The organism is Massilia sp. CT11-108 (assembly GCF_047302915.1).
Lineage (GTDB): Bacteria > Pseudomonadota > Gammaproteobacteria > Burkholderiales > Burkholderiaceae_D > Telluria > Telluria orientalis.
In genome coordinates this window covers 44,442-59,773 of record NZ_JBKYMO010000002.1, presented here as the reverse complement: position 1 = coordinate 59,773, position 15,332 = coordinate 44,442, and the positions used below count along the sequence as shown (strand labels likewise).

Annotated in this window: 20 protein-coding genes; 8 read left to right on the top strand and 12 right to left on the bottom strand. The window is 64.3% G+C overall.

Translation table 11 applies throughout. The features are described from left to right. The 8 genes from ACEN88_RS00705 to gpmA all read right to left on the bottom strand — a co-directional run. A partial coding sequence (locus ACEN88_RS00705) for a type II secretion system protein J (protein ID WP_413336923.1) occupies nucleotides 1–535 on the bottom strand: 535 nt, incomplete at its 3' end. Continuing rightward, entirely contained in the window at nucleotides 532–921 is a 390-nt protein-coding gene (gene gspI / locus ACEN88_RS00700; protein WP_413336922.1) for a type II secretion system minor pseudopilin GspI, read from the bottom strand. The genes ACEN88_RS00705 and gspI, both read right to left, overlap by 4 nt. Before the next feature lie 11 nt (nucleotides 922–932). Further along, a complete protein-coding gene (gene gspH, locus ACEN88_RS00695; protein ID WP_371764244.1) occupies nucleotides 933–1,409 on the bottom strand; it encodes a type II secretion system minor pseudopilin GspH in 477 nt (158 codons plus the stop codon). Between the two features lie 13 nt (nucleotides 1,410–1,422). Further along, the gene (gspG, locus tag ACEN88_RS00690) at nucleotides 1,423–1,878 is read right to left on the bottom strand and encodes a type II secretion system major pseudopilin GspG (RefSeq protein WP_371764243.1); all 456 of its coding nucleotides are present in this window, start codon (nucleotides 1,876–1,878) and stop codon (nucleotides 1,423–1,425) included. Nucleotides 1,879–2,029: 151 nt separating this feature from the next. Further along, nucleotides 2,030–2,791: a HesA/MoeB/ThiF family protein gene (locus ACEN88_RS00685; RefSeq protein WP_371771676.1), complete on the bottom strand. Its 762-nt coding sequence runs from the start codon at nucleotides 2,789–2,791 to the stop codon at nucleotides 2,030–2,032. Then, the gene (locus ACEN88_RS00680; RefSeq protein WP_413336921.1) at nucleotides 2,788–4,281 is read right to left on the bottom strand and encodes a S41 family peptidase; all 1,494 of its coding nucleotides are present in this window, start codon (nucleotides 4,279–4,281) and stop codon (nucleotides 2,788–2,790) included. Before ACEN88_RS00680 ends, ACEN88_RS00685 begins: the two co-directional genes overlap by 4 nt. Before the next feature lie 28 nt (nucleotides 4,282–4,309). Further along, nucleotides 4,310–5,722: a murein hydrolase activator EnvC family protein gene (locus ACEN88_RS00675; RefSeq protein WP_413336924.1), complete on the bottom strand. Its 1,413-nt coding sequence runs from the start codon at nucleotides 5,720–5,722 to the stop codon at nucleotides 4,310–4,312. Nucleotides 5,723–5,791: 69 nt separating this feature from the next. Further along, nucleotides 5,792–6,538 (bottom strand): 2,3-diphosphoglycerate-dependent phosphoglycerate mutase, encoded by a 747-nt coding sequence (gene gpmA, locus ACEN88_RS00670; protein WP_413336920.1) that lies wholly within the window; start codon nucleotides 6,536–6,538, stop codon nucleotides 5,792–5,794. Nucleotides 6,539–6,626: 88 nt separating this feature from the next. On the opposite strand from gpmA, the gene ACEN88_RS00665 reads away from it, so the two are divergent. From ACEN88_RS00665 to ACEN88_RS00645, 5 genes are all read left to right on the top strand, one after another. After that, nucleotides 6,627–7,031: a rhodanese-like domain-containing protein gene (locus ACEN88_RS00665; RefSeq protein WP_413336919.1), complete on the top strand. Its 405-nt coding sequence runs from the start codon at nucleotides 6,627–6,629 to the stop codon at nucleotides 7,029–7,031. Nucleotides 7,032–7,048: 17 nt separating this feature from the next. Then, nucleotides 7,049–7,318: a glutaredoxin 3 gene (gene grxC, locus ACEN88_RS00660; protein ID WP_413336918.1), complete on the top strand. Its 270-nt coding sequence runs from the start codon at nucleotides 7,049–7,051 to the stop codon at nucleotides 7,316–7,318. A gap of 136 nt (nucleotides 7,319–7,454) precedes the next feature. Further along, nucleotides 7,455–7,928 carry a protein-export chaperone SecB gene (gene secB / locus ACEN88_RS00655; RefSeq protein ID WP_056134424.1) on the top strand — a complete coding sequence of 158 codons (474 nt, stop codon included), beginning with the start codon at nucleotides 7,455–7,457 and terminating at the stop codon, nucleotides 7,926–7,928. 100 nt (nucleotides 7,929–8,028) lie between these two features. Then, a complete protein-coding gene (locus tag ACEN88_RS00650; RefSeq protein ID WP_413336917.1) occupies nucleotides 8,029–8,484 on the top strand; it encodes an SH3 domain-containing protein in 456 nt (151 codons plus the stop codon). Nucleotides 8,485–8,501: 17 nt separating this feature from the next. Beyond that, nucleotides 8,502–9,530, top strand: a complete 1,029-nt coding sequence (locus ACEN88_RS00645) for an NAD(P)H-dependent glycerol-3-phosphate dehydrogenase (protein WP_413336916.1) — start codon at nucleotides 8,502–8,504, stop codon at nucleotides 9,528–9,530. 8 nt (nucleotides 9,531–9,538) lie between these two features. Here ACEN88_RS00645 and ACEN88_RS00640 read toward each other — a convergent pair whose 3' ends face one another. From ACEN88_RS00640 to mscL, 4 genes are read right to left on the bottom strand one after another with little or no spacing between them, the layout of a single operon-like run. Further along, complete coding sequence (locus tag ACEN88_RS00640; protein ID WP_413336915.1) at nucleotides 9,539–9,910, bottom strand: cupin domain-containing protein; 372 nt, start codon at nucleotides 9,908–9,910, stop codon at nucleotides 9,539–9,541. A gap of 12 nt (nucleotides 9,911–9,922) precedes the next feature. Further along, nucleotides 9,923–10,609 carry a DUF2461 domain-containing protein gene (locus ACEN88_RS00635; protein WP_413336914.1) on the bottom strand — a complete coding sequence of 229 codons (687 nt, stop codon included), beginning with the start codon at nucleotides 10,607–10,609 and terminating at the stop codon, nucleotides 9,923–9,925. Between the two features lie 14 nt (nucleotides 10,610–10,623). Beyond that, on the bottom strand, nucleotides 10,624–11,760 hold the full coding sequence (locus ACEN88_RS00630) for a Do family serine endopeptidase (RefSeq protein ID WP_413336913.1): 1,137 nt from the start codon (nucleotides 11,758–11,760) through the stop codon (nucleotides 10,624–10,626). 16 nt (nucleotides 11,761–11,776) lie between these two features. Then, nucleotides 11,777–12,211, bottom strand: a complete 435-nt coding sequence (mscL, locus tag ACEN88_RS00625; protein WP_413336912.1) for a large conductance mechanosensitive channel protein MscL — start codon at nucleotides 12,209–12,211, stop codon at nucleotides 11,777–11,779. 265 nt (nucleotides 12,212–12,476) lie between these two features. On the opposite strand from mscL, the gene petA reads away from it, so the two are divergent. Genes petA through ACEN88_RS00610 form a run of 3 tightly spaced genes read left to right on the top strand, consistent with a single transcriptional unit; the run spans nucleotide 12,477 to nucleotide 15,299 of the window. Further along, the gene (petA, locus tag ACEN88_RS00620; RefSeq protein WP_413336911.1) at nucleotides 12,477–13,091 is read left to right on the top strand and encodes a ubiquinol-cytochrome c reductase iron-sulfur subunit; all 615 of its coding nucleotides are present in this window, start codon (nucleotides 12,477–12,479) and stop codon (nucleotides 13,089–13,091) included. Nucleotide 13,092: 1 nt separating this feature from the next. After that, nucleotides 13,093–14,508, top strand: coding sequence for a cytochrome b (locus ACEN88_RS00615; protein WP_413336910.1), 1,416 nt, complete (start codon nucleotides 13,093–13,095; stop codon nucleotides 14,506–14,508). A 29-nt stretch (nucleotides 14,509–14,537) separates the two neighbouring features. Beyond that, complete coding sequence (locus tag ACEN88_RS00610; RefSeq protein ID WP_413336909.1) at nucleotides 14,538–15,299, top strand: cytochrome c1; 762 nt, start codon at nucleotides 14,538–14,540, stop codon at nucleotides 15,297–15,299. Nucleotides 15,300–15,332: the final 33 nt, after the last annotated feature.

Sequence of the window (15,332 nt, the reverse complement as noted above, 5' to 3'; positions counted from 1 at the left end):
GGCCCGTGCCCGCCGCATTCGCGCCGGGATCGACGCCGCCCTGGCGCCACGAGTTGTTGAGCCAGGTCGCGACCTGCATCCCCGTCACGCCGGTCTGGATGGCCACGGCCGGGTTGGTGTCGGCATCGCTGGTGACGGCCTGCCACAGCGCGTCGAGCTGGACGAGGTCGCGCGTCGGCTGCGACTCGCGCCGCATCAAGGTGCCGTTGACGATGCGGTACGCGACCACCTGCAGCCGCGACGGCTGGTTTTCCGCGAACACTTCGCGCACGAGCGTCAGGCGGTCGGCGCCGACGAGGAGATAGGGCCGCTGGTCGACGACGTCGCGCTGGGCGATGTGTTCGCAGTCGCTCTGCATCTGGGCGAAGGCCAGCTGCATGCCGCGCGTCGTTTCCATCTGCTGCGTGAGGGCCACGCGGGCACGCACGATGCCGTCCAGCCCGCGCCAGCCGAGCACGGCGACGATGGCCAGGATGCTGATCGCCACGAGCAGCTCCACGAGGGTGAAGCCGCGGGCCGGGGAAGAGTTCGTCATCGCCACGGCTTCAACACGAGTTGGACCAGCTTGACGATGCGCCGGTTGGGGTTTTCGATGTCGTACACGGAGACCTCGACCCGGCGCAGGCGCGGGTTCGGGCTGGCGATCACTTCTTCCTGGCACACGAGGTGCAGGTCGCCCTGCGGGCAATCGAAGCTGTGCTTGCCGATGTCGGGGAATTCCTTGCCCAGGCGGATCTGCACGAGCCGGTTTTCGGCCGACCACGTCGCCATCATCGAGGCGCGCAGGCCGCTGCCGTTGGCGCTCAGGCTGCCGACGGCGCGCAGGCCCGCGCCCAGCGCCGTGCCCACGATGACGAGAGCCACGAGCACTTCGAGCAGCGTGAAGCCGCGTTGCCGGTTCGGGAATCGCATGGCGCGCATGATTGACCTCTTCACTCCACCGTGAAGTGCCCGACCCCGTCGGCGCGGATGGCGACGCGGTCGTTGCCGCTGGCCAGCGTGAGCACGAACGGCTTGTCGACCGGTTCGCTGCCGAACGTGATGCGCAGCGGATTCAGGGTACCCGCGCTGGTCGGATCCAGCAGCAGGGTCAGCGGGGCATTCTTGAAGTCGCGCTCGCGCAGCATGTCGTCGTTCGCGATCGGTTGCCAGCGCGTTTCGGTACGCACGAGGAAGTGGTAACGCTCGGGCGTGGCTTCGAAGGCGACGAGGCGGTTGCGCACGATCGCTTCGTCGCGCGCCAGCTGCAGCAGCAGCGCGATACGCTGCGCCTCCTTCTGCAGGTCCTGGTGCGGGCTGGGAATGGCGTTGAGGCTGGCCAGCCCCAGCGTGATGCCGATGATGACCATCACGACCATGATCTCCACCAGGGTGAAGCCGCCGGCGCGGCCCGGCGCGCGCGTGGTCATCGACACACCTACGTTATTTGTTGTCCCACGAACCGACGTCGGCATCCTCGCCGGTACCGCCCGGCTGGCCGTCCGCGCCCAGCGAGAACACGTCGATCTCGCCGTGCAGGCCAGGCGACAGGTACTGGTACGGATTGCCCCACGGGTCCTTCGGCAGCTTGTCGATGTAGCCGCCTTCCTTCCAGCCGTTGGCGGCCGGGCCGCTGGTCGGCTTCTGGACGAGGGACTGCAAGCCCTGCTCCGTGGTCGGATAGCGCTGGTTATCGAGCTTGTACATCTTCAGTGCCGACATCAGCGTGGCGATGTCGACGCGGGCCGCGGTCACGCGCGACTCGCCGGTACGGCCCAGCAGCTTGGGAACGACGAGCGCACCCAGGATGCCGATGATGACCACGACGACCATGATTTCGACGAGGGTGAAACCGCGCTGGCGGCGCTGCCGTGCGAAACGATGCTTGAAGTTCTGCATAGATGTGATGGAAGTGGTCGAAAAAACAGTATAAGGCCGAACGAGCGGGGATGAGGTTAAAAGTCGTTTGGAAAATGTTCCAACTCGTCAGGAAAATTGTCTAATTGTAAGATAGACGGCGCAGAAAGACACCTTCTACGTGCGCCGCGACTCATTCTACGCCGGGACGCCCCGCGCAAACGGGGCAGCACGGATTGCGCGCCACGCCGATCTCCGTCCACTCCATGGCGCGCGCATCCAGCATCTGCAGCCGGCCGGCCAGCGAACGGCCGCTTCCGGCCAGCAGCTTCAGCGCCTCGGCCGCCTGCATGGCGCCGATGATGCCGACCAGCGGCGCGAACACGCCCATCGTGCTGCATGCCACTTCCTCGAACTTGCCGTCCTCCGGGAACAGGCAGGCATAGCAGGGCGAAGCGGGGTCGCGCACGTCGAAGACCGAGATCTGCCCGTCGAAACGGATCGCGGCGCCCGCGACGAGCGGGACGCCGGCGGCAACGCAGGCGCGGTTGACGGCATGGCGCGTGGCGAAGTTGTCGCTGCAGTCGAGTACGACATCGGAATCGCGCACGAGTTCCCCTAAACGTGCGGCATCGGCGCGTTCGCGCAAGGCGACGACCTCGACCTCGGGATTGATCTGGTGCAGGGCTTCACGGCCGGACTCGACCTTGGGCTGGCCCACGCGGGCCGTCGTGTGCATGACCTGGCGCTGCAAATTCGTCAGGTCGACGGTGTCGTCGTCGACGAGCGTCAACCGGCCCACGCCGCCCGCGGCGAGATACAGCGCGGCCGGCGAGCCGAGACCGCCGGCGCCGATCACGAGCACGCGCGCGGCCAGGAAGCGCGCCTGGCCTTCGATGCCGATCTCGTCGAGCAGGATATGGCGCGAATAGCGAAGCAGTTGCTGGTCGTTCATCGCTTCGGTGCAGACGGCTTGGCGTCGTCCTTGATCTCGGCCGGCTTCGGCTCCTGGCCCGGCAGCTTGGCCGGCGCGGGCTTGTCCTCGTCCGGATCGGCCTTGGCGAGCTGCACTTTCAAGCCCTTGAAGTGATTCAGGGCTTGCGCCAGCTGGAAGTCATCCTTGCCGCCGAACTCGACCGGTTTCGCATTCTTCAGCGCGGCCATGGTGAACTGCTCTTCCTCGAGCTCGTCGCGGCGCTTCGCGTTCGCGCTCTTGCTGTCGGCCGCCTCGTTGGTCAGGTGGTGATCGAGGTCCGCCTCGCGCACGCGCACGGCGTTCAGGCCGTCGCCTTCCGGCGTCTCGTCGACCTTCAGGTCCGGCACGATGCCCAGCGCCTGGATCGAGCGGCCCTTCGGCGTGAAGTAGCGCGCGGTCGTCAGCTTCACGGCCGTGTCGGGCGTCAACTGGCGCAGGGTCTGCACGGAACCCTTGCCGAACGTCTGGCTGCCCATCACGATGGCGCGCTTGTAATCCTGCAGCGCGCCCGCGACGATTTCCGACGCCGAGGCCGAGCCCGTGTTGACCAGCACCACCATCGGCACGGTCTTCAGCGCGGCCGGCAATTTCGCCAGCGGATCGGCGCCCGGCTTGACGGCATAGAATTCGCGCCGGCCGTAGAACGTGGCGTTCGACTCGGCCAGCTGGCCCTTCGTCGAGACGATCACGTCGTTCGCCGGCAGGAAGGCGGCGGAGACGCCGATCGCGCTCGGCAGCAGGCCGCCCGGGTCGTTGCGCAGGTCCAGCACGAGACCCTTGATGTTCGGATTGCGGGCGTACAGGTCCTTCAACTTGTCCGCGACGTCGTCGACGGTCTCTTCCTGGAACTGGTTGATGCGCAGCCAGGCATAGCCGGGCTCGATCATCTTCGCCTTGACGCTGGCCACCTTGATTTCCTCGCGCTCGACCGGCACGACCCACGGCGCGTCCGCGCCGCGGCGGGCGATGGTCAGCATCACCTTGCTGTGCGGCTCGCCGCGCATGCGCTTGATGGCATCGTCCAGCGACAGGCCTTTCACCGGCACATTGTCGATGCGCGTGATCAGGTCGCCCGCCTTGATGCCGGCGCGGTAGGCGGGCGAATCCTCGATGGGCGAGACGATCTTGACGTAGCCGTCTTCCATCGCGACCTCGATGCCGAGGCCGACGAAGCGGCCCTGCACCTCTTCGCGCATCTCGGCGAAATCCTTCTGGTCCAGGTACACGGAATGCGGATCCAGCGAATTCACCATGCCGGCGATGGCGTCCGACAGCAGCTTCTTGTCGTCGACCTTCTCGACGTAATCGCTTTTAATCAGGGCATACACGTCGGCCAGCTGACGCAGCTCGTCCAGCGGCAGGGGCGCATCGCCGCCCTTTTGTGCCAGCGCCGAATACTGGACCGAGGCGGCCACCCCGGCCACCATGCCGAGGCCGATGAGACCGAGGTTCTTGAGTTTCTTGCCCATGCTGTTCCCTGGATTGTGCTTCCGGAAATTAGAACCTGATCCAGCTCGAAGGATCGAACGCTTTTCCGAGATGCCTGAGCTCGAAGTATAGCCCCGATTCCTCGTTACCGCCGGTATTGCCGGCACTGGCGATGACGTCGCCCGGCTTGACCGCGTCGCCGGCCTGCTTCACCAGGGTCTGGTTGTTGCCGTAGATCGACAGGTACTCGCCGCCGTGGTTGATGATGATCAGGTTGCCGTAGCCGCGCATCCAGTTGGCGAACACGACACGCCCCGCCGCGATGGCGCGCACGTCGGTGCCTTCCGGGGCCTTGATGAACATGCCGCGCCACGTCGGACCATCGCCGCGCTTGGCGCCGAAACGGGCCGCGATCTTGCCGGAGATCGGCGCCGGCAGGCGGCCGCGCAGGCTTTCGAACGCGCCGCTCGGCAGGTCGGCGGCCAGTGCCGTGTCGGCCGAACGCTGCGGTGCTTCCGGTTTCGGTGCCGGCTCCTCGGCCACCCGCGTCTCTTCCGGCTCGGGTTTCGGCGGCGGCAACGGTTTGACGGGCTTGCCCGTCTTGGCCGCTTCCTTGGCCGCTTCGCGCGCCAGGCGTTCGCGCTCTTCGCGCTGCGCCCTGGCCCGCGCCAGCGCACGTTGTTTCGCCTCGGCGGCCGCTTTCGCGCGCGCGGCGGCCAGTTCCTGTTGGCGCTTGCGCTCGGCCGCGGCGGCGATTTCCTGTTCGCGGATCAGGCGCGTCAGGCGGTCGACGAGGCCGCTCATGCGCTGCTCGTCCCGTTCCAGGCGGCTCGCCTGCTTGCGCTGGTCCGTCAGCTTGCTCGACAGGTTCGCCAGCAGGGCGGCCCGTTTGGCCTTTTCCTTTTCGAGCAGCGCCTTTTGCGACTTCTGCTCTTGTGCAATTTCTTCCAGCTCGTCCCTGGCGTTCTGCGTCTCGGCGTGGTTCGCCTCGACGGCCGCCAGGTTCGTGCGCAGGGAATTCAGTAATTTCGCTTGCGCCTGCGAGACGTAGGCCATCATCTGCAGGTCGCGGTTGATCCGGTTCGGGTTATCGCCGGACAGCAGCAGCTTGATGCGGTCCTCGTTGCCGGCGATATAGTGCTGGCGCAACAGCTTCGCCAGCTGGCGCTTCTGGGCCGCGATGGTGTCGCCAAGTCTCGCCTCTTCGGTCGCGAGATCCTTCAGCCTGGTATTGGTCTCGGCCTGCTCGTCCGCAAGTTCGCGCAGCGAGCGGTTGGCGTCGGAAATCTTTTCTTCCGATTCCGCCAGCTCGTCGGCCGCGTCTTCCTTTTCGCTCTCGGTGCGGCTGATGTCCTTCTTGAGCACATTGAGCTTTTGCTGGATGCCGGCGCGCGCCGCCTCGGCGGCGGCCTTCTCCTTGCTGCGCGTGGTCTGGCGCGGCGCCGCCTGCACGCTGCCGAAGGCGAACGCACAGGCCAGCAGGCCGCAGACCAGTTTGCCGCGGGCGGACAGGCCCGCGGACGTCGACTTCACGAAGGAAAAACGCAAGACTTACTTCGCCTTCCCTTGGTTGGCCACGGCGGCCATGGCGGCCGCGATCGCTGCCTGGTCGCCCAGGTAGTAGTGGCGGATCGGCTTCAGGTCCGCGTCCAGTTCATACACGAGCGGGGTGCCGTTCGGGATGTTCAGGCCGACGATGTCCGTGTCGCTGATGTTGTCCAGCATCTTGATCACGGCGCGCAGGCTGTTGCCGTGGGCCGAGATCAGGATCTGCTTGCCGGCGCGGATGGCCGGGGCGATTTCCTCGTCCCAGGCCGGCATCACGCGGGCGACGGTGTCCTTCAGGCATTCCGTCAGCGGGATCTCGGCCTTGTCGAGGCCGGCGTAGCGCGGGTCGTTGAAGGACGTGCGCGGATCGTTCGCTTCCAGCGCCGGCGGCGGGGTGTCGTAGCTGCGGCGCCATACGAGCACCTGCTCGTCGCCGAACTTGGCGGCGGTCTCGCCCTTGTCCAGGCCCTGCAGCGCGCCGTAGTGGCGCTCGTTCAGGCGCCAGTCGTTCTTGACCGGCAGCCACATCATGTCCATCTCGTCCATGGCCAGCCACAGGGTGCGGATCGCACGTTTCAGGACCGAGGTATAGGCCAGGTCGAAGGTGAAGCCGGCTTCCTTCAGCAGGCGGCCGGCCAGCTTGGCTTCATTGACCCCTTTTTCGGTCAGGTCGACATCGGTCCAGCCGGTGAAACGGTTCTCGAGGTTCCAGGTGGACTCGCCGTGGCGCATGAATACGATTTTGTACATAGGTGCTTTATAGAAAAAAGTGAGCAAGAAATACCGATCCGACTTCTATTTTATAATGCGATGATTCAGTTCAACCAACGGAACCTTCGTGAAATTCATCATCGACCATTTCATCACTGTCGCGATCGCTCTTTTGTCGGGGGGCGCCCTGCTGTGGTTGTCGCTCGCGCCGCGTGGCCGCGTGGCCTCCCCGCTGCAGGCCACCCAGATGCTCAACCGCGGTAAATCCACCGCCGTGATCGATGTGCGCAGCGCCGAAGCCTTTGCCAACGGGCACCTGCGCGACGCGAAACACATTCCGCTGGCAGACTTGGGCAATCGCACCGGCGAGCTGGACAAGTCGAAAATCAAGACCATCGTTGTCGTCGACCAGGACGGCAAACACGCCACTAAAGCGGCGCGCCTGTTGAAAGCGGCAGGGTTCGAAGATATCTATGGCCTGGAAGGCGGCATCGCGGCCTGGACGGCTGCCGGCCTGCCCCTGATCAAATAATTTGAAAGGATACTGCCATGACAGCCCATGTTGTCCTCTATCACACCGCCAGCTGCCCCTACTGCGTGCGCGCCGAGCGTCTGCTGGAAGCCAAGGGCGTGAGCGACATCGAACGCATCCGTGTCGACCTTGATCCGGAACAGCGCGCCATCATGATGCAGCGCACGGGCCGCCGTACGGTGCCGCAGATCTACGTGGGCGATACCCATGTGGGCGGCTTCGACGACCTGTACGCGCTCGACCAGGCGGGCCGCCTGGACCCGCTGCTGAAGGGCGAAGCAGCCTGATCGGTGCTGGCTTGGCCAGGCCCCGGCAAACTATTGAAACCGAATTGGTTTTGATACAATTGCCGGCGCCTTGACAAGTCAAGCACCTCGAATGGCAGGCTATGCCATTCTTCTTACAATTACACGAAAGCGTTCCATGGCTGACGAAAACCTGCAACCCGTATTCCAAATCCAGCGTATTTACCTGAAGGATCTGTCGCTGGAACAACCGAATTCCCCGGCGATCTTCCTGGAGCAGGAAGCCCCGACCATCGAGGTCGCGCTGGACGTCGGCGCCGAAGGCATTGCCGATGGCATCTACGAATCGACCGTCACCATCACCGTGACCGCCAAGGTCAAGGACAAAGTGGCCTTCCTGGCCGAAGGCAAGCAGGCAGGTATCTTCGAAGCCCGTAACATCCCGGCCGAGCAGATGGATCCGCTGCTGGGCATCGGTTGCCCGAACATCATCTACCCGTACCTGCGTGCGAACATCGCCGACGTGATCACCCGCGCCGGTTTCCCGCCGGTCCACCTGGCCGAGATCAACTTCGAAGTGTTCTACCAGCAGCGCCGCCAGGCGCTGGCCGAGCAGGCTGCCGCTGCAGGCACGCCGGCTGGTAACCAGTAATATCCCGGGCGTCCCGCTTCGCCCGTCCCGGGCGGGGCCGGACGCCTTGTTTCTTTGACGTGTATGCCGACTTTCGGCAGACACGTCTTCAAAGGCCCACATGCGCCCCATCCGCTTCCGCCACCGACTCATTGCAGGCTGCTTGCTGCTGCTGGCATCGTGCGCGGCCGCCGCGTTCGATTTCAAGACGGTCGGCGCGCATGCCGTGATCCTGTACGACGCCCCGTCCACCCGCAGCGGCAAGCTGTACGTCGCGCCCAGCGGCATGCCGGTCGAGGTCGTCCTCAGCTACGGCGACTGGGTCAAGATCAGAGACGCCACCGGCGACATGGCCTGGACCGAAGCGAAAAACCTGTCGGCGAAGCGCAACGTCATCGTGCGCGTCGCGTCCGCCAGGGTGCGTTCGGCGCCCGACGAGAATGCGCCCGTCGTGATGACGGCCGAAAAAAACGTCCTGCTCGAGCTCGTCGATCCGGAAGCCGGCAACTGGGTGCGCGTGCGCCACCGCGACGGCACCAGCGGCTACGTCAAGGCTTCCGACATCTGGGGCATCTAGCCCGTATTTCGATACCCATGCACGAACCGAAACCACCCCAAAAAATCACCGTCCTCGGTGCCGGCGCCTGGGGCACGGCGGTGGCGATCGCGCTCGCCGCGCGCCACGACGTCCTGCTGTGGGGACGCAATCCCGCGCAGATGGCGCAAGCCGCCAGCGCGCGCGAAAACACCGAATACCTGCCCGGCTTTCCGTTCCCGGACGGCCTGGACGTCACGGCCGACTTCGATGCCGCCGTCGCGCATGTCGTGAACAGCGCCGGCGAGGCGCCGCTGCTGATCGCGGCCTGCCCGGTCGCCGGCCTGCGCCCGCTGCTGCTGCAACTGAAGGGCCGCGCCATTCCGAACATCGTCTGGCTGTGCAAGGGCTTCGAATACGAGACCGGCCTGTTGCCGCACCAGGTCGTGCGCGAAGTGCTGGGCGATGCCGTGCCGGCCGCCGCGCTGTCCGGCCCGTCGTTTGCGCAGGAAGTGGCGCGCGGCCTGCCGTGCGCGCTGACGGTCGCCTCGACCGACAAGGCGCTGCGCGACCGCGTCGTCGCGCTCGTCCATGGCGGCAATATGCGCGTGTATTCCTGCGATGACATGGTTGGCGTGGAAGTAGGTGGCGCCGTCAAGAACATCCTCGCCATCGCCACCGGCACGGCCGACGGCCTCGGCCTCGGCCTGAATGCGCGCGCCGCGCTGATCACGCGCGGCCTCGCGGAAATCACCCGCCTCGGTACGGCGCTGGGCGGCCATGCGGGCACCTTCATGGGCCTGACGGGGATGGGCGACCTGATCCTGACGTGCACTGGCGACCTGTCGCGCAACCGCCGCGTAGGCCTGGCACTGGCCCAGGGCAAACCGCTCGACACGATCGTCCGGGAACTCGGCCACGTGGCCGAAGGGGTACCCTGCGCCAAGGCCGTGCGCGAGCTGGCGGCCAGGCTGGGCGTCGACATGCCGATCACCAATGCGGTGGCCGGCGTGCTGTTCGATGGCGATTCCGCCAGCGACATGGTGACCAGGCTGCTGGCGCGGGATCCGCGCGACGAACTGGCCTGATCCAGAGATTACGGCGCGGGCGTGCTCCGCGTCGGTCCACCCGTGTTATCGCCCGGATGCAGCAGGATGGTCAGCAACGCGACCGCATCCTGGTTGGCCTGGACCGCATGCGGCTCGCCGCCGGCGAGATAAACCATCTCGTTCGGCCGCAGGATCGTCGTGCGGCCGTGGGCCTGGAACGCGATCTCGCCTTCCAGGCACAGCAAGGTCATCTCGCCTTCGACCCAATGTTCCGGCAGCGGTTTTTCCTTCGGTATCACGAGCCGGATCAACTCCATGTGATCCGTCTTGATCAGTGCGATCGAGGTGAAATTCGCGATGTCGTCTTCGCCCCGCTGGAGTGCGATCCGCTCACCCGAGACTGCGTGGTGCAACGCCATGTGTGACTCCCTTTACTCTTCGAATGTCTGCGGCACCCCGCGCAGCCAGTTGACAAGCGCGGTGGCGTCCTTGAATCCCTGCGCAAGCTGCGGCACGAGCTTGTCCGGGGCGTTGATGTCCAGCTTCTCTTCCTTCCAGACGAAATAACTCTTCAGCTTCAGGTATTCGACCAGCGGATGGTTCGGATCGAATCCCTTCGGCGGGCGTTGCAGCTTGTCTTCCGGCTGCAGGTCGCCATACGCTTCGCGCAGATGTTTATTCTTCAACATTTTGGCGAAACCTGTCGCATCGTTGACGACGTGCTCGCGAATCGCCTTCAGGCGCGCCGCCGGCGGCAGGTATTCGCCCGCACCATACAGCAGCGTACCGTCCGCTTCGATGTGGAAGTAATAGGTCGGACCGCCGCCTTCGCTGGGCCGGCGCTTGTTGCCCGGCGCGATGCCGGCCGAGAAATGCGTTTTATACGGCGTCTTGTCGTGCGAAAAGCGCGTATCGCGCTGGAAGCGGAACATCGCCTTCTTCGGGTCGCAGGCGACGATCTGCTTGTCGAACCGGCCGATCTCCTTGATCAGTTCCGTCAGCACTTCCAGGAATTCGACCCGCAGGATGTCGTAGCGGGGCTTGTTCATGATGAACCACGGCCGGGTATTGCTCTCTTTAAGTTCGGAAAGGAATTGCGTCAGGTCGCGCAGATGCATAGATAATCCAAAGTTCAGGGGGTCTGGCGCGGACGGCGGCCGACGGTCACGGCGATGGTCGTCTCGCGGTTCTTGCGCATGACCGTCATCTGCGCCTTGCCGCCGGGCGGCAGGTCGGCGATGAGGTTCATCATGTCGTTGGTGCTGCCAACTTTCTTGCCTTCGACAGCCAGCAGGATATCGCCCGGACGCATGCCGGCGCGGTCGGCCGGTCCACCGCGCACGACGCCGGCGATGATGGCGCCGCGGTCGCGCGGGAGGCCGAAGCTGTCGGCCAGTTCGGGCGTGATGTCCTGCGATTCGACGCCGATCCAGCCGCGCACGACCTGGCCATGCTTGATGATGGAATCGAGCACGGTCTTCGCCGTCGACACGGGAATCGCGAAGCCGATGCCGACCGAACCGCCCGTTTGCGAATAAATGGCCGAGTTGATGCCCAGCAGGTTGCCGCGCGTATCGACGAGCGCGCCGCCCGAGTTGCCGAAGTTGATGGCGGCATCCGTCTGGATGAAGTTCTCGAAGTGGTTGATGTGCAGGTTGTTGCGGCCCAGCGCCGAGATGATGCCGAGGGTGACGGTCTGGCCCACGCCGAACGGATTGCCGATCGCGAGCACGACGTCGCCCACGCGCGCCTGCCCGGGGTCGCCCAGCACGATCACGGGCAATTTATCCGCCTTGATGCGGATGACGGCGAGGTCTGTTTCCGGATCGGTGCCGACGATGCTGGCGGCCGATTTGCGCCCGTCCGCGAGGCCGACCTCGATCTCGTCGGCGCCTTCCACGACGTGATAATTGGTCAGGATATAGCCGTCGCCGCTGACGATCACGCCGGAGCCCAGGCTGGCCATCTGTTCCTGCGGCGGCATCTTGTCGCCGAAAAACCGTTTGAAGAATGGATCCTTGAGCAGCGGATGCGTTTCGCGCAACGCCTTGCTGGTGAGGATGTTGACGACGGCCGGCATCGCGCGGCCGGCCGCGTCGCGGTAGCTGGCCGGCGCCGGGCCGCCGCCGGGCGCCTGTAGCACGGGCACTACCCCGCCGACCTGGGTCGGCGCGCGCCCCGTCCACGCCGGCCGCAGCGCCGCGATCACGACATAGATGCCGAGGGCGATCGTGACGGTTTGCGCGAACAGCAGCCAGTAGCGGCGCATCGGGGAACTCCTGTGTTCAGCGCTTCAGCGAATCGCGGATTTCACGGAGCAGCACGACCTCTTCCGATACTGCCACCGCCGCGGCCACCTCTTTCTCTTCTTCCGCTTTGGTGAGCGGCGCACGCATGCGGTTCATCAGGCGCACCATCTGGAAGATGACGAAGGCAAGGATCACGAAGTTCAGCAGGATCGTGAAGAAATTACCGTACGCAAGCACGGCGCCGGCCTTCTTGGCCTCGGCCAGCGGCAGGCCGTATGCCTGGCCGTTGAGCGGGATGTAGTAGCTGGCGAAATCGAGGCCGCCGAACAGCTTGCCGATCGGGGGCATGATGACGTCCTGCACGAGCGAATCGACGATGCGTCCGAACGCGCCGCCGATGATCACGCCGACCGCCAGGTCGACGACGTTGCCCTTCATCGCAAATTTCTTGAACTCTTCCAGCATAGCCATCACGGACCCCCCTTGTGTTTTTTAAAACCTTGTCAGGTTCACAGCGATGATACAGGAAACGTGGGGCGATCCGATCCGGCGAGATAACCATGTGGCCAAGTGGTCCAAGTCAAAAACGGGCGTTTTTGGAAGCCGCCTGACACGGCAAACGTTTTTTCTTTAATTTGCAAAACTGTTCACCTATAATCGACTGTTGCAAAAAAGCCTTTTACTGGTTTGCAACGTATTGCATTGCAACATTTCGCATTTGACGAATGGAGTTGGTATGAGTAATGAGAAGCAGGTCGATTCAGGCCGGCGAGGCTTGCTCGTGGCTACATGCGCGGCGGGTGGCGTTGTCGGTGTTTCAACGGCCGGGGTGCTGGTCAGTACGTTGCAGCCCTCGGAACGAGCGAAGGCGGCCGGTGCTCCGGTCGAAGCGGATATTTCCGATGTCAAACCGGGTGAACTGAAAGTCGTGGAGTGGCGCGGCAAGCCCGTATGGATCCTCCGCCGCACTCCCGAAATGTTGGCCAGTCTGCCGAAGAACGACAACCTCGTTGCCGATCCGAATTCCGATAAACCCTATCAAATGCCGGTGCCGGCATACGCGAAGAACGAATTCCGCGCCTACGACAAGCACAAGGAAGTGCTCGTCGTCGTCGGCATCTGCTCCCACCTCGGCTGCTCGCCCTCCGCCCGCTTTGCCGAAGGTCCCCAGCCGAACCTGCCGGACGACTGGCACGGCGGCTTCCTCTGCCCCTGCCACGGTTCCACATTCGACCTGTCGGGCCGCGTCTTCAAGAACAAGCCGGCCCCCGCCAACCTCGATGTTCCTCCGTACATGTACCTGTCCGATAACAAGATCTTGATCGGCAAAGACGAGAAAGGCGAGGCATAAGATGGGCGCAGCGTTCAAGGACACCAAACTCCCGGCCGACGCGCCGAAAAGCCACAAGGCCCTTGCCTGGGTCGACGACCGCTTCCCGCTGTCGAAGCTGTGGAACGACCAGTGGGGCCGCTACTACGCCCCGAAGAACTTCAACATCTGGTACCTGTTCGGCTCGCTGGCCATGCTGGTGCTCGTGCTGCAGATCGTCACCGGCATCTTCCTGACCATGCACTACAAGCCGGACGCCAACCTCGCGTTCGGTTCCGTCGAATACATCATGCGCGAAGTCCCGTGGGGCTGGCTCGTGCGCTACATGCACTCGACCGGCGCCTCGGCCTTCTTCATCGTCGTGTACCTGCACATGACCCGTGGCCTGCTGTACGGCTCGTACCGCAAGCCGCGCGAGCTGATCTGGCTGTTCGGCTTCGCGATCTTCCTGTGCCTGATGGCCGAGGCGTTCTTCGGCTACCTGCTGCCATGGGGCCAGATGTCGTACTGGGGCGCCCAGGTGATCGTGAACCTGTTCAGCGCCATCCCGTTCATCGGCCCGGACCTGTCGCTGTGGATCCGCGGCGACTACGTCGTGTCGGACGCCACGCTGAACCGCTTCTTCGCCTTCCACGTGATCGCGATCCCGCTGGTGCTGCTGGGCCTCGTCGCCGCGCACCTGATCGCGCTGCACGAAGTGGGTTCGAACAACCCGGACGGCATCGAGGTCAAGGAAAACCTGGGCCCGGACGGCCACGGCGTCGACACGATCCCCTCGCACCCGTACTACACGACGAAGGACCTGTTCGGCGTGTCGGCCTTCCTGCTGATCTACAGCGCCGTCGTGTTCTTCGCGCCTGAGATGGGCGGCTACTTCCTGGAATACAACAACTTCCTGCCCGCCGACTCGCTGAAGACCCCGCCGCACATCGCGCCGACCTGGTACTTCACGCCGTTCTACTCGGTGCTGCGCGCGACGACGTCCGACTTCATGTGGGTCGTGATGGCCGGCATTGCCGCGTACGTCGTGTTCATCTGGCTGCGTTCGCGCCTGTCGTACAAGACCAAGATCGCGATCACCGTCGTCGCGATCCTGGCCGAGATCGGCATGCTGCCGCAAGTGCTGGATGCGAAATTCTGGGGCGTCGTGCTGTTCGGCTCGGCCGTCGTGATCCTGGCCCTGCTGCCATGGCTGGACCATTCGCCGGTGAAATCGATCCGCTACCGCCCGAGCTGGCACAAATACGTGTACGCGGTGTTCTTCGTCGCGTTCCTGACGCTCGGCTACCTCGGCACCCAGCTGCCGACCCCGGCCTACACGCTGCTCGCCCAGGCCTGCACGCTGCTGTACTTTAGCTTCTTCCTCCTGATGCCGTGGTGGAGCGCGATGGGCCGGTTCAAGCCGGTACCGAAGCGTGTCACGTTCACCCCGCATTGATTCCGGAAACTAGCCAAAGGACAACCATGATGTTTTTCTCGAAAAAACTGCTCGCGGTCCTGGCCCTGCTGCCGGGATTCGTGTTCGCGAACGAAGGGACGGTCGCGCTCGACCGGGCGCCGGAACGCACCGACATCGCGTCGCTGCAAAACGGCGCCAAGCTGTTCGTCAACTACTGCCTGAACTGCCATTCCGCATCGTCGATGCGCTACAATCGTCTGCGCGATCTGGGCTTGAGCGAAGACCAGATCAAGAACAACCTGCTGTTCTCGGGCGAGAAGGTGGGCGACATGATGACGATCGCAATGCGTCCCGCGGATGCGAAATCCTGGTTCGGCGCCGTGCCGCCGGACCTGTCGGTAATCACGCGCGCGCGCGCCTCGAGTGCCGGGTCCGGCCCCGACTACATCTACACTTACCTGCGCACTTTCTACAAGGACGACGCCCGTCCGACCGGTTGGAACAACCTGGTCGTGCCGAACGTCGCCATGCCGCACGTGCTGTGGCAATTGCAGGGTGTGCGTACGGTCAAGATGGTCGAGGAACCGGATCCGCACGAGCCTGGCAAGACCGTGCACCGCTTCGCCGGATTCGAGCAGGTGACTCCGGGCACCCTGAGTCAGCAGGAATTCGATACGCAGGTGGCCGACCTGGTCGGATTCATGGACTGGATGGCCGAACCGGCGCGCGATTTTCGCAAGCGCCTGGGCGCGATCGTCGTGATTTTCCTCGCATTATTCGCTTTCCTTGCCTGGTCGTTGAATGCTTCTTATTGGAAAGACGTAAAGTGAGTTGATTGCCCGGTTATAATGCGGGCAATGTCT

Excerpts from the sequence above, each read along its gene's own strand:
- gspI (WP_413336922.1), bottom strand. The coding sequence starts at position 921 with ATGCGCGCCATGCGATTCCCGAACCGGCAACGCGGCTTCACGCTGCTC.
- gspH (WP_371764244.1), bottom strand. The coding sequence starts at position 1,409 with ATGACCACGCGCGCGCCGGGCCGCGCCGGCGGCTTCACCCTGGTGGAG.
- gspG (WP_371764243.1), bottom strand. The coding sequence starts at position 1,878 with ATGCAGAACTTCAAGCATCGTTTCGCACGGCAGCGCCGCCAGCGCGGT.
- ACEN88_RS00685 (WP_371771676.1), bottom strand. The coding sequence starts at position 2,791 with ATGAACGACCAGCAACTGCTTCGCTATTCGCGCCATATCCTGCTCGAC.
- ACEN88_RS00680 (WP_413336921.1), bottom strand. The coding sequence starts at position 4,281 with ATGGGCAAGAAACTCAAGAACCTCGGTCTCATCGGCCTCGGCATGGTG.
- gpmA (WP_413336920.1), bottom strand. The coding sequence starts at position 6,538 with ATGTACAAAATCGTATTCATGCGCCACGGCGAGTCCACCTGGAACCTC.
- grxC (WP_413336918.1), top strand. The coding sequence starts at position 7,049 with ATGACAGCCCATGTTGTCCTCTATCACACCGCCAGCTGCCCCTACTGC.
- secB (WP_056134424.1), top strand. The coding sequence starts at position 7,455 with ATGGCTGACGAAAACCTGCAACCCGTATTCCAAATCCAGCGTATTTAC.
- ACEN88_RS00650 (WP_413336917.1), top strand. The coding sequence starts at position 8,029 with ATGCGCCCCATCCGCTTCCGCCACCGACTCATTGCAGGCTGCTTGCTG.
- ACEN88_RS00645 (WP_413336916.1), top strand. The coding sequence starts at position 8,502 with ATGCACGAACCGAAACCACCCCAAAAAATCACCGTCCTCGGTGCCGGC.
- ACEN88_RS00640 (WP_413336915.1), bottom strand. The coding sequence starts at position 9,910 with ATGGCGTTGCACCACGCAGTCTCGGGTGAGCGGATCGCACTCCAGCGG.
- ACEN88_RS00635 (WP_413336914.1), bottom strand. The coding sequence starts at position 10,609 with ATGCATCTGCGCGACCTGACGCAATTCCTTTCCGAACTTAAAGAGAGC.
- ACEN88_RS00630 (WP_413336913.1), bottom strand. The coding sequence starts at position 11,760 with ATGCGCCGCTACTGGCTGCTGTTCGCGCAAACCGTCACGATCGCCCTC.
- mscL (WP_413336912.1), bottom strand. The coding sequence starts at position 12,211 with ATGGCTATGCTGGAAGAGTTCAAGAAATTTGCGATGAAGGGCAACGTC.
- petA (WP_413336911.1), top strand. The coding sequence starts at position 12,477 with ATGAGTAATGAGAAGCAGGTCGATTCAGGCCGGCGAGGCTTGCTCGTG.
- ACEN88_RS00615 (WP_413336910.1), top strand. The coding sequence starts at position 13,093 with ATGGGCGCAGCGTTCAAGGACACCAAACTCCCGGCCGACGCGCCGAAA.
- ACEN88_RS00610 (WP_413336909.1), top strand. The coding sequence starts at position 14,538 with ATGTTTTTCTCGAAAAAACTGCTCGCGGTCCTGGCCCTGCTGCCGGGA.